Origin of the sequence: Nocardia carnea (assembly GCF_029868855.1) — a bacterium.
In the GTDB taxonomy this organism is placed as follows: Bacteria; Actinomycetota; Actinomycetes; order Mycobacteriales; family Mycobacteriaceae; genus Nocardia; species Nocardia carnea_A.
This window is the reverse complement of the sequence record NZ_JARWOV010000063.1, coordinates 55,206-64,346: the sequence shown is the minus strand read 5'-3', so window position 1 is coordinate 64,346 and position 9,141 is coordinate 55,206. Positions and strand designations below refer to the sequence as shown.

Sequence of the window (9,141 nt, the reverse complement as noted above, 5' to 3'; positions counted from 1 at the left end):
CCGGAACAGTTCGTGCGACCCCGGCGCGGTCCGGCTCAGGCCGGTACCGGCCGACTCCGGTCGGTGAGCAGCAGCACCGCCCTTCCACCCACCACCGGGCCCATCAGAAATCGCTGTACCCGGAGCCCCCGCCCCCGGGCCCCCCTGCCCCCCGGGTGTGGGGGGTGGGGGCGGCCCCCCCAACCCCCCCCCCCCCCGCGACGAATTCATCACCGTGCGTCCGCAGATGACGGGCGAACAGCGGGCACACCGGCACGACGGTGAGGTGTTTGCGAATGCTGTCCGCCAGCGCCTCGCGCACCAGCAGCCCGGCCAGACCCCGCCCACCGAACTCCTCGTCCACTTCGGTGTGGAAAAAGATCCGCTCAGCGGCCGCTCCGGGCGATTCCACGAAATCGGCCCTGCCGGCCGGTGGCCCGTCGGCAAGGCGCACGGTATAAGAGCTGATCGGGTCGGCGATTTCGAGCTCGACCGTCACCGACGCACCGGTCTTGTCGATCAATCCCTCGGCCATCCGGCTGTCCTTTCGGTGATGCGGCGAGGATGTGGTCATCGTGTCACCCCGCCACGGAAGTGGGCTGTTCGGCCAGCAGCTCACGGACACGCGGGATGACCTGGGTACCGTACAGCTCGACCGAACGTAGCCGGGCGGCGGCGGAAACGGTGCCGGCGGCCGAGTAGATCATGTCGAACCGGCCCACATCCAGCACCCGGATCGCCTGGGCGATCCGGGTCGCGACCGTTTCCGCCGAACCGACGTAGAGCGACCCGTGCGCCACCTCGGCGTCGAATTCTTCCCGGCGCAGCGGTGGCCAGCCGCGCAACGCACCGATACGGTCGCGGATCTCCCGATACCCGGGGTAGAAGAGTTCTTTCGCCTCTTCGTCCGTGTCGGCGACGAGGCCGGGTGAGTGCATCCCGACCGGCTGTGGGGTGGTGCCGAGTTGTTCGTGCGCCCGCCGGTACAGCTCGATGAAGGGAGCGAACCGGGCGGGAGCGCCGCCGATGATCGCGAGCATCAGCCCGAACCCGTAGTGGGCGGTGCGAAGAACGGACTGGGGTGATCCGCCGACCCCCACCCAGGTATCGAGACGTCCCGATTCGGTTTTCGGATACACGTCCGCATCGTGCAGGGCGGCGCGGGTGGTGCCCTGCCAGGTGACCGGTGTCTCGTCCAGGAGCCGGTGGAACAGGTCGATCTTCTCCTCGAACAGCACGTCGTAATCCGACAGGTCGTACCCGAACAGTGGGAACGACTCGGTGAACGAACCTCGTCCGAGGATCACCTCGGCGCGGCCGCCGGAGAGCGCGTCCACGGTGGCAAAACGCTGGAAGACCCGTACCGGGTCGTCCGAGGACAGCACCGTCACGCCGGAAGCGAGCCGGATGCGCTTCGTGGCGGTCGCGATACCGGCCAGCACCGTTTCCGGGCTGGAGATCGCGTACTCCGGCCGGTGGTGCTCGCCCAGCGCGACCACGTCGATGCCGACCTCGTCGGCGAGCACCGCCTCGGTCACCGCGGCGCGGATCGCCTGCGCGTGCGAGACGATCTCACCCCGGTCGTTGCGGGGGCGGTCGCCGAAGCTGTCGATTCCGAACTCGAGCTGCGAAACATCCATCCTGGAACTCCCTCGGGACATTCGTTGGGTCCGTCGTCACGGTGCGAGGTCGTGTCCCCGTGGCCTGGAAACGACCGTACGGTGACCATCCAGCGGACGTCCAAGACCTGTTCGACCAGGAAACGATAGGATTCGTCTATCGATATCAGCCCGCGTTTGCTCCGCTACTTCATGGCCGTAGCCGAAGAACTCCACTTCGGCCGCGCGGCCGGCCGTCTCTACATCGCCCAGCCGTCCCTGAGCCATCAGATCCGCAAACTCGAGGAGACTCTCGGAACCCCGCTGTTCGTGCGTTCGAACCGGCAGGTACAGCTCACTGCCGCAGGCCGGACACTGGTTCGCGAAGCGCCGAAAGCACTGGCGGCGCTGGAACAGGCCGTGCAGCTCACCCGGCTGGCGGGGTCCGGGATCGCGACCACGATCCGGCTGGGCTACACCCCGGTCACCGGCTTCGACACGCTCACGACACTGCTGGATACGCTCCGCGAGGACCACCCCGATCTGATGATCGACGCTCGAGAGTTCTTCAGCGCCGAGATTCCCGGACGGCTCCGGTCCGGCGACCTGGACATCGGTCTCGCCCTCGCACCGCAGCTCGTCGACAAGGTCGCCGGCGAGATCCTGCGCAGAGAACCCGTTTCCGCACTTCTCAGCACTCGCCACCGCCTCGCCGGCACACCGCGGATTCCGGTGGCCGCCCTCCGCGACGAGACACTGCTGCTGTTCCCTCGCCACCTCGCGCCGGCCTACTACGACGGCATCGTCGCCGCATTCCACGAAGCCGGTTTCTCGCCCGAGATCTGCGCGTTCGAAGAACCACCGGTGTACGCGATGCTCGCCCGGCTCGCCGGCGGACGCGAGATCGGCTTGGCTCCTGCCTCGTTCGCCGAACATGCCGCGAAAACCGGTACCGGCATCATTCTCCGCGATATCGTCGATCCGCCGATCCCGGCGGAGCTCTCGGTGCTCTGGCCCACGAACGATCCCTCACCCGCCATCACCAACGTCCTCGCCACCGCCCGTCGCTGCGCTGAAGACAACAAATGGCTACGCGACCCGCCACAGAGTGCGTAGAGCCGCAGCCTCGACCACGGCTCGGCGAGTTCGCCCCTGTCGCGTTTCGTCGCGGCGATCCATACTCCGACCATGCACTCCTTACGCGTGGCAGTCCGGGACCTGGTGGACCGTTCCATCGAGATCGGCGGCGACACCGGGCACGGCACGGTGGTGATCAGCGCCGGGCCCGGCACGGTCCAATGGCTCGCCGAATCCCGGGGCGTCTTCCATCTCGAGGTTGCCGACCCCGCAGGCCCGCGGCACCGAACGCTGGTGCAGCGGTTGCGCCGCCGTAACCCCACCGGCCCGGCCGGGTTCACCGAGCGGGAGCTCGCACTACTGTCCGAGCTGGGGTTCGTCGCGGGCGAGCCCAATTACGAATTACGCCCGGACGAAGCCCGACTCGATCGCGAGCAGATCGTGCACATCGTCACCACCGTGCTCCACGATATATTCCGGGTCCGCGACGCCGATGGGTTCTCGGCCGAGGTCTTCTGAAATTCGGCCGCTGAAACCGGTCAGGGCCCGCGTTCGTCGGTAGGACTACCGCTGGCCGCCGAAGCTGCTGCCCGAGGCAGGTACGGTGCCGGGGACGGCGACCGTCACCGTTTCGCCCAGTACGTAACCGCCCGCCGGGCTGGTATCGGCGCATCCGCCGCGGGCGGTGATCGTCGACCCGGGCTCCAAGCCGGTCAGTGAGGTCTCCACCGTCTGGCCGGGATTCGCCAGCGACTCCGGTTTGGACTCACCGAAGAAGACATGGTTGTTCTCCGGGCCGACGCCCGCCTCGGCCCAGCACTGCCCGCGGTCGTTGGGGTTGTGCAGAGTCGCGGTCACCGTTCCCGGTGCCGTGCCGGCGAAGGTCACCTCCGGGGCGAGGAACGGCGCGTCCGCCACCGCCGGGGCGAGGGCGAAAGGTGTGAAGGTCGCGGCGGCGACGGCGGCCATGAGGACTGTTCGATGAATTCGTCTGAGCGTCACGCCTGGGATATTGCTCGATAAGACACTCGGACACACCGGGATTCGCCGGAATGGCGTCGGTTCCCGATATGAATCATGCACCCGTCCAGCGCGGCGGTCGCTTCTGCGCGAACGCGGCGGGGCCTTCCTGGGCGTCGCGACTGCGGTAGGCGCGGGAGGCGGCGTGCCGGGCCGCCGCCAAGGCCGCCGAGCGGCCCATCTCGGTCGCCAGCATGACGGTTTCGCGGGCCGCGCGTACCGACAGTGGTGCACCGGCCAGGATTCTGCCGGCCAGGTCGAGGGCCGTGTCCAACAGTTCGCCGGGGTCGGCGAGCCGGTTGACCAGCCCGATCTCGTAGGCACGCTGCGCGGTGACCGGGTCGCCGGTGAGCAGGATTTCCATCATGATCCGCTGCGGGATCATATGGATCAACGGGGCCGCCCAGGGGGAACTGCGGCCCACCTTCACCTCGGTGACGGCGAAGGTGGCGGTGGTACTGGCCACGCACAGGTCGCAGGCCTGGGCGATCATCCAGCCGCCGGCGAAGGCTGCGCCGTTGACCGCGGCGATGGTCGGTTTGGACAGTTCGATCGTGTCGTAGGGCAGCGGGAACATATCGCGGGGCGGTTCGCCCATGCGGGTTTCGACCATTTCTGCCAGGTCCCCGCCCGCGCAGAAGGCTTTGCGTCCCGCGCCGGTGAGGATCGCGACCCCCAGAGACGGGTCGTGTTCGAACCGGTCCCAGGCGTCGAACAGTCCCGCCCGGATCTCTTTGTCCAGGCAGTTGCGGCGGTCGGGCCGGTTGAGGGTGATGACCGCGATCCCGTCGGGACGGGCGTCGAACAATACGGGGTCGGCCATCAGAATCCTCTTCGCGCGATCTCGAAAGCGGCCCGGTCCAGGTCTTCCCGGAAATCCGGATGGGCGATAGCGATCAGCCGGCGGGCGCGTTCGGCGAGCGGGCAGCCGGCGAGTTCGGCGGCACCGAATTCGGTGACGATCAGATCCACATCGCTGCGTGCGGTGGTCACCGGACCCGACAGCTGGGCGGTGATCCGGCTGACGGTGCCGCCTTTCGCGGTGGCGGGCAGCGCGATCACGGCATGCCCGCCGCGCGAGCGGGCTCCGGCCCGGACGAAATCGACCTGGCCGCCGGTCCCACCCAGGTAGGCCGGTCCGCTCTGCTCGGCGTTCACCTGACCGGTGAGATCGACTTCCATGGCGGAGTTGAGGGTGACCAGCCGGTCGAGTCCGGCGAGTACCGCCGCGTCGTGGGTGTAGGACGTCGGGCACAGCCGCACCTGGGGGTTGCGGTCGGCGAAACGGTACAGCCGGTCGGTGCCGATGAGGGCGCCGGTCACTGTGACGCCCGGGTCGATCGGCTTGCGCGCGTTGGTGACCGCACCGGCCTCGATCAGGTCGACCACACCGTCACCGATCATCCCGGAATGGAGCCCCAGGTCCCGGCGGTCGCCCAGCAGGCGTAGCACGGCGTCGGGTACGGCACCGACACCCACCTGGAGCACGGCACCGTCCTCGATATAGGAGGCGATATATTTTGCGATCTTTTCATCGGTGGGGCCGATCGCGGCGGGCGGGACCTGCACCGGGCTGCGCGAGACCCGCACCGCGCAATCGATCTCCTCGGCACGCAACCCTTCACCGAACGTGTACGGCACTCGCTCGTTGACCTCGGCGATCACCACCCGCGCCCGGTCCACCGCCGCCCGGGTGTGGTCGCCGATCAGCCCGAAACTGTGCCGGCCGCTCTCGTCGGCGGGACTGACCTGTACGAAAGCCACATCGCAGCCCAGCGTTCCGGCTTCGATCATCGGTCCCACCCGGCTGACATGGCACGGGATGATGCCGAGTCGGTGCGCCCGGGCGAGGGTGCGCAGCGAACCGATCGCCCCCATACTCGACAGCGCGAACGATTCGATGGATTCCGGGGTGAAGATGCCCGAGAAACTGGTGGCGACGAAGGCGCCCAGTCCCCCGATCTCACGCCCCTGCGCGATCAGCGTCTCGATGAGGGTGCTCGGTTCCCCGCAGGCCTGACCTATGACAATCCGGTCGCCCGGCCGCAGGTATCGGCGCAGGTCCAGCTCGCCGGCCTCGACCGTAGTCACCGGCGATCCGCTCGGCCTGTGCCGACGTCCCGCACGCCGGCCGGCCCGCCCGCGCCCATCCTTGCGTCATGCCCCGCGGCTGCCGCGGAAGATCGCGACGATCCCGCGGAGCCGGGCTCCACCGGCCCACTGGGCAGGACCGTTTCGGCCGAACTCGGCGCCCGGGTAATCCCGGATCGCACAGGCCTGGGTAACCCCGACGGCTCGGTGAAACCGGGCGCACCCGCGCGCACGGAACCCGCAGAGCCGCCGGCACCTCCGGCACCCTCGGCATCCGGTGGATGAGCGGCTCCGGGGGACTCCGCCGTCCAGGCGGAAAGTCCCGGCCCCAGCGGCCCGGTGGCTTCTGCCGGACCGGCGGCTTGTCGCGGAAACGAGCCGGACCGTTCGGCTCGTGCGGACCATGCGGCCCGCGCCGAGTCCGGCGATGCCGGGGTTCCGGAACCACCGCCCAGAATTTCCGGAGTGTGCTCACCGAGTCGGGGCGCCGGGCCGGCAACCCGGCCAGGGGTGCGCGAGAACCAGGTGGGTGGTCCCGGGAAACGCACCGGGCCGGTAGGTGTTTCGACTGTTTCGAAGAAGCCGGTGGCGGTCAGGTGCGGGTTGTCGAGTAGTTCGTCGAGAGTGTGCACGGGCGCGGCCGGGATATCGAGGGAGTTCAGCAGGACCAGCCATTCCGCGGTGGTACGGCCGCGGAAGGTTTCGCGTAGGTGCGCGTACACGGTGCCGATCCGGGCGGCGCGCTGCGCGAGGGTCGCGAATTCGGGGCCCGCCCAGGGCGGATCGACCGCACCGATGAAGGCGTTCCACTGTTTGTCGTTGTAGACCAGCGCGGAGATGTACCCGTCGGCGGTGCGGTACGGGGTGCGTTCATTCGTGACCGCGCGCGGGTAGGCGGCAGTGCCGAGGGGCGGATCGAAAAGGGCACCGTTGGCGTGTTCCACCAGCATGAACGCGGCCATGGTCTCGAACATGGCCACCTCGACTTCCTGCCCTTCGCCGGTGCGTTCGCGGTGGAACAGCGCCATCATCGTCGCGTAGAGGGCGGTCATCCCGGCGACCTTGTCGGCCATGATGGTGCCGACATAACCCGGTTCGCCGGTCAGCAACTGCTGCACATACGGCAACCCGCATTCGGCCTGGATGGTGTCGTCGTAGGCGGTGCGGTCGGCGTCGGGGCCGCGGCGGCCGTAGCCGTAGCAGTTGGTGTACACGATGGCCGGGTTCGTCTCGGCCACCTGTTCGTATCCGAAACCCAATGCGGTGACGGCTTTTCCGCGCATGGAGTGGATGAAGACGTCGGCTTCGGCGATCAGCTCGCGCAGCACCGCCTTGTTCGAATCCACCCGCAGATCGAGGACCACACTGCGTTTACCACGGTTCACATTCACGAAGACCCCACCCATTCCCTCCTCGGGACCCACCGAGATGTAGCGGGTGTTGTCTCCGGCCGGGGGTTCCACCTTGATCACATCGGCGCCCATATCGGCCATGATCTGGGTGCAGTAGGGACCCATCACCATCGCGGTCAGATCGACGACCCGGACCCCGGCCAGCGGCCCTGTGTGCTGCATATGCCCTACCTTCACCGGGCCGCGCGAAGAAATCGACGGCTATCTGATGAATCTTTGTAAGGATAGTGATATCAAGTACAGGTGCCCATTTTCAATGGCGAGAACGTCGCTTCCGGCGGTGGAGACCCCGAGACCGGCCGCGTGGCGCAGCTGCCGGCGTCCATCGCGGCGCTACTGGAGCCGGCTCTCACCGTGCGTCCGGACGCCCCAGCGATCGAGGCGGCGTCGGGCGTCTGGAGCTACCGCGAACTCGATGAGCACGCCGATGCCGCTGCGGCGGCACTGTGGTCCTTCGGCGTACGCCCCGGCGACCGGGTGGCGGCCTGCCTGCCCAACGACCTCGATATCGTCGCCGCATTCCACGGCGCTCAGCGGATCGGAGCGATCTGGGCGGGTATCGGCGAGGCGATGGCCGGGGCCGAACAACAGTATCTGCACGATCTGATCGAACCGCGGGTCGTTCTGGCGGGCCCCCGCTGCCTACTCGACACACCGGCCCGGGTGGATACCACCCGGTGGGCAGCAGCTCAGGATGCGCCCACCGCACCGCCGGTCGAGACCGTATTCGACGCACCCGCCGGTATCGCATTCACCAGCGGAACCTCCGGGCGACCGAAGGCGGTGGTCCACAGTCAGCGCAATATGCTGCTGCCCGGCGCAGTTCTGGTCGCGACCCGCGACTGGGGCCCGGATCTGCGCAAAGGCGACAGCTTCCCGCTGACCATCCTCAACATGATCGTGTTGTCCACACTGCTCACCGCCCAGGCAGGCGGCTGCGCAGTCATCATGGATCGCCGGGATGCGGCCGGGGTCGCCGAATGGATCGCCGGCCGGAGGGTGACCGTCTGGAACGGGGCGCCCGCCCAGCTCCACGATCTGGCCGCCCGCCCGGAACTGGATCTCGGTTCGCTGCGTGAGGTGTGGAGCGGCGGTAGCGACACCCCGGATCGACTCCGCGAGGCATTCGCCGCCGCGCACGGCCTGGTGCCGCGGGTGACCTACGGCCTCACCGAGGCGCCGACCGTGGTGTCGATCGACCCACCCGGTGCGGAATGGCGACCGCGAACGAGCGGCACGGTGCTGCCGCACTACGACGTCGCGGCCTACGACGACCGCGGAAAACGGCTTGCACCGGGCGAAATAGGCGAACTGCGACTATCGGCCCGAACCGACGGCGCGTGGGCGAACCTGTGGCGCCCGCTGCTCGGGCACTGGGCCGGCGGCAAGATCGAACCACCACCGGCGGGCCCGGTCGCCACCGGCGATATCGGTACGGTCGATTCGGACGGCCGGCTCACCCTGCTGGACCGGAAGAAAATGGTGATCATCCGCGGGAGTGCGAATATCTACCCGCTCGAGGTCGAGCGAGTGCTCGACACTCATCCCGCGGTCGGCAGATCCGCGGTCTGCGGGATACCGCACGAACGACTCGGTCAGCAGGTCGCGGCAGTGATCCAGACGAACGGAGCGGCCGTGGATTTCACCGAACTCGCCGAACACTGCCGGCGCGAACTCGCCGGCTACAAGGTGCCCGAGGTATGGGCCGCGGTCGAGGCCCTGCCCACCAACGCCATGGGCAAGGTGGTGCGGGCACAGCTACCCGACCTGATCTCCCGCGCGGACACGGCATGAGCGGGCCGGACCCGGCGGCGCCACAGCGCCCGACAGCATTTTCGTCCGCGCTCGGCAATCCCGGAATGGGCGAAACAGGGAAGGAGACGACAGCGCGGCGGCGCGAGGCACGGCCCTCACGCAGACCCGGGATACACGGGCAGCCGCAGCCGGGACCGGAAACAGCAGAG

General features: G+C 68.4%; 8 protein-coding genes and 1 pseudogene. 3 read left to right on the top strand and 6 right to left on the bottom strand.

Annotated features, from left to right (window positions below; genetic code table 11):
* Positions 1–103: 103 nt before the first annotated feature.
* Positions 104–553 (bottom strand): GNAT family N-acetyltransferase, encoded by a 450-nt coding sequence (locus tag QH195_RS05580; RefSeq protein ID WP_280434549.1) that lies wholly within the window; start codon positions 551–553, stop codon positions 104–106.
* 4 nt (positions 554–557) lie between these two features.
* A complete protein-coding gene (locus QH195_RS05575; protein ID WP_280434548.1) occupies positions 558–1,619 on the bottom strand; it encodes an LLM class flavin-dependent oxidoreductase in 1,062 nt (353 codons plus the stop codon).
* 156 nt (positions 1,620–1,775) lie between these two features.
* Here QH195_RS05575 and QH195_RS05570 point away from each other — a divergent pair, with 156 nt between their 5' ends.
* A complete protein-coding gene (locus tag QH195_RS05570; RefSeq protein WP_280434547.1) occupies positions 1,776–2,693 on the top strand; it encodes a LysR family transcriptional regulator in 918 nt (305 codons plus the stop codon).
* 72 nt (positions 2,694–2,765) lie between these two features.
* Positions 2,766–3,173 carry a hypothetical protein gene (locus tag QH195_RS05565; RefSeq protein ID WP_280419789.1) on the top strand — a complete coding sequence of 136 codons (408 nt, stop codon included), beginning with the start codon at positions 2,766–2,768 and terminating at the stop codon, positions 3,171–3,173.
* Between the two features lie 45 nt (positions 3,174–3,218).
* Here the strand turns inward: QH195_RS05565 and QH195_RS05560 are convergent, their stop codons facing one another.
* The 4 genes and pseudogenes from QH195_RS05560 to QH195_RS05545 form a co-directional block, all read right to left on the bottom strand.
* The gene (locus QH195_RS05560; protein WP_280434546.1) at positions 3,219–3,656 is read right to left on the bottom strand and encodes a hypothetical protein; all 438 of its coding nucleotides are present in this window, start codon (positions 3,654–3,656) and stop codon (positions 3,219–3,221) included.
* 73 nt (positions 3,657–3,729) lie between these two features.
* On the bottom strand, positions 3,730–4,497 hold the full coding sequence (locus QH195_RS05555; RefSeq protein ID WP_280434545.1) for an enoyl-CoA hydratase/isomerase family protein: 768 nt from the start codon (positions 4,495–4,497) through the stop codon (positions 3,730–3,732).
* Positions 4,497–5,765: an acetyl-CoA hydrolase/transferase family protein gene (locus QH195_RS05550; protein ID WP_280434544.1), complete on the bottom strand. Its 1,269-nt coding sequence runs from the start codon at positions 5,763–5,765 to the stop codon at positions 4,497–4,499. Before QH195_RS05550 ends, QH195_RS05555 begins: the two co-directional genes overlap by 1 nt.
* A gap of 452 nt (positions 5,766–6,217) precedes the next feature.
* Positions 6,218–7,339, bottom strand: a pseudogene (locus QH195_RS05545) (CaiB/BaiF CoA transferase family protein); the annotation flags it as partial.
* 81 nt (positions 7,340–7,420) lie between these two features.
* Here QH195_RS05545 and QH195_RS05540 point away from each other — a divergent pair.
* Positions 7,421–8,971: a class I adenylate-forming enzyme family protein gene (locus QH195_RS05540; RefSeq protein ID WP_280434543.1), complete on the top strand. Its 1,551-nt coding sequence runs from the start codon at positions 7,421–7,423 to the stop codon at positions 8,969–8,971.
* The last annotated feature ends 170 nt before the right edge of the window (positions 8,972–9,141 follow it).